Annotated in this window: 1 protein-coding gene and 1 pseudogene; both read right to left on the bottom strand. The window is 65.7% G+C overall.

What is annotated here, in order from left to right:
• Positions 1-1,078: elongation factor Tu (gene tuf, locus GX015_RS10810; RefSeq protein WP_291345070.1), on the bottom strand; the 1,078-nt coding region annotated here is incomplete at its 3' end.
• 418 nt (positions 1,079-1,496) lie between these two features.
• A pseudogene (gene fusA / locus GX015_RS10815) lies at positions 1,497-2,254 on the bottom strand (elongation factor G); the annotation flags it as partial.

Genomic DNA, 2,254 nt, shown 5'->3' on the forward strand with positions numbered 1-2,254 from the left:
CGACGTTGTCGCCCGGCATGACCATCTCGGTGCCCTCCGGCAGCTTCACGACGCCGGTGACGTCGGTGGTGCGGAAGTAGAACTGCGGGCGGTAGTTGTCGAAGAACGGGGTGTGGCGGCCGCCCTCGTCCTTGGACAGGATGTAGACGGAGCCCTCGAACTCGGTGTGCGGGGTGTACGCGCCCGGCTTGGCGATGATCTGGCCGCGCTCGATGTCCTCGCGCTTGATGCCGCGGAGCAGCAGGCCACAGTTGTCGCCGGCCTCGGTGTAGTCCAGCAGCTTGCGGAACATCTCGATGCCCGTGACGGTGGTCTTCTGCGAGTTCTCCTTGATGCCCAGGATCTCGACCTCGTCGTTCACGTTCAGGGTGCCGCGCTCGACGCGACCGGTGGCGACGGTGCCACGGCCGGTGATGGTGAAGATGTCCTCGACCGGCATCAGGAACGGCTTCTCGGTCTCGCGGACCGGATCCGGGACGTTCTCGTCCACGGCGGCCATGAGCTCGACGATGGAGTCGACCCACTTCTGCTCGCCGTTCAGGGCGCCCAGAGCGGAGATGTGGATGATCGGGGCCTCCTCGTCGTAGTCCTGCTCGGCGAGAAGCTCACGCACCTCCATCTCCACGAGCTCGATGATCTCCTCATCGTCGACCATGTCGCACTTGTTCAGGGCGACGAGGATGTAGGGGACGCCGACCTGGCGGGCCAGGAGGACGTGCTCACGGGTCTGCGGCATCGGGCCGTCGGTGGCGGCCACGACGAGGATCGCGCCGTCCATCTGGGCGGCACCGGTGATCATGTTCTTGATGTAGTCCGCGTGACCCGGGGCATCGACGTGCGCGTAGTGGCGCTTCTCCGTCTGGTACTCAACGTGGGACACGTTGATGGTGATGCCGCGCTCCTTCTCCTCCGGCGCCTTGTCGATGGCGTCGTAGGCGAAGGACTCGTTCAGGTCCGGGTACTGATCGGCCAGCACCTTGGTGATGGCAGCCGTGGTGGTGGTCTTGCCATGGTCGACGTGACCGATGGTGCCGATGTTGACGTGCGGCTTCGTACGCTCGAACTTCGCCTTCGCCACTGTTAGTCCTCCTGGACGTCATGGTGGCCACGACTTTCGTAGCCACAGATTGTGGTCGCCCACCCCCACGCCTCCGCAAATGCCGACGAAAGACGGCATTTCAGGGCGTAAAGAAGGGAGCGGACAGTGCATTTTCACTGTGCCAGTTACACGATCCTAATGGTAGGGCCGGGCCCATATCAAACTCGGCCCCCCGGATCGCTTACGGGGTAACGGCCGGCACCGCGCACCACCAGCGGACCCGGAATAACGGGCCGTGTCGGCGGTGAAAAGTGCGGGCCGCTACCCTGCTCCGATCCGCGGCACTGCGGATCGGCGAAGGGTTTCGGCGACGCCCGCCGCCCCCGCAATGGTGCGGGAACGGCCGGCGCGCCGGGGCCCCGCGGCCGGAGAAGATCCGGCCGGGGCCCCTTCCGGCTTAGTTGCCGGTGCGCTCGGCGATGATGTCCTGCGCGACGGAGGACGGAACCTCGGCGTAGGAGTCGAAGATCATCGTGTAGTTGGCGCGGCCCTGCGTCTTGGAACGCAGGTCGCCGACGTAGCCGAACATCTCGGACAGCGGGACCAGGGCCTTGACGGCCTTGACGCCCGTACGGTCCTCCATGGAGTTGACCTGGCCACGGCGGGAGTTGATGTCGCCGATGACCTCGCCCATGTACTCCTCGGGGGTGATGACCTCGACGGCCATCATCGGCTCGAGCAGGACCGGCTTCGCCTTCTGCACGGCCTCCTTGAGGGCCATGGAGCCGGCGATCTTGAAGGCCATCTCGGAGGAGTCGACCTCGTGGTACTGACCGTCCAGCAGGGTGGCCTTGATGTTGACCAGCGGGAAGCCCGCCAGGGTGCCGTACTGCATGGCGTCCTGGATGCCGGCGTCGACCGAGGGGATGTACTCCTTCGGCACGCGGCCACCGGTGACGGCGTTGTCGAACTTGTAGGTCGCCGACTCGCCCTCCTCCAGCTCGTCCTGCGCCGGGGCGTAGGGCTCGAGCGAGATGATGACCTTGGCGAACTGGCCGGAACCACCGGTCTGCTTCTTGTGGGTGTAGTCGTACTTCTCGACCGGCTTGCGGATGGTCTCGCGGTACGCGACCTGCGGGGCGCCGACGTTGGCCTCGACCTTGAACTCGCGCTTCATGCGGTCGACCAGGACGTCGAGGTGGAGCTCGCCCATGC

It is taken from the genome of Corynebacterium sp. (assembly GCF_012837295.1).
Lineage (GTDB): Bacteria > Actinomycetota > Actinomycetes > Mycobacteriales > Mycobacteriaceae > Corynebacterium.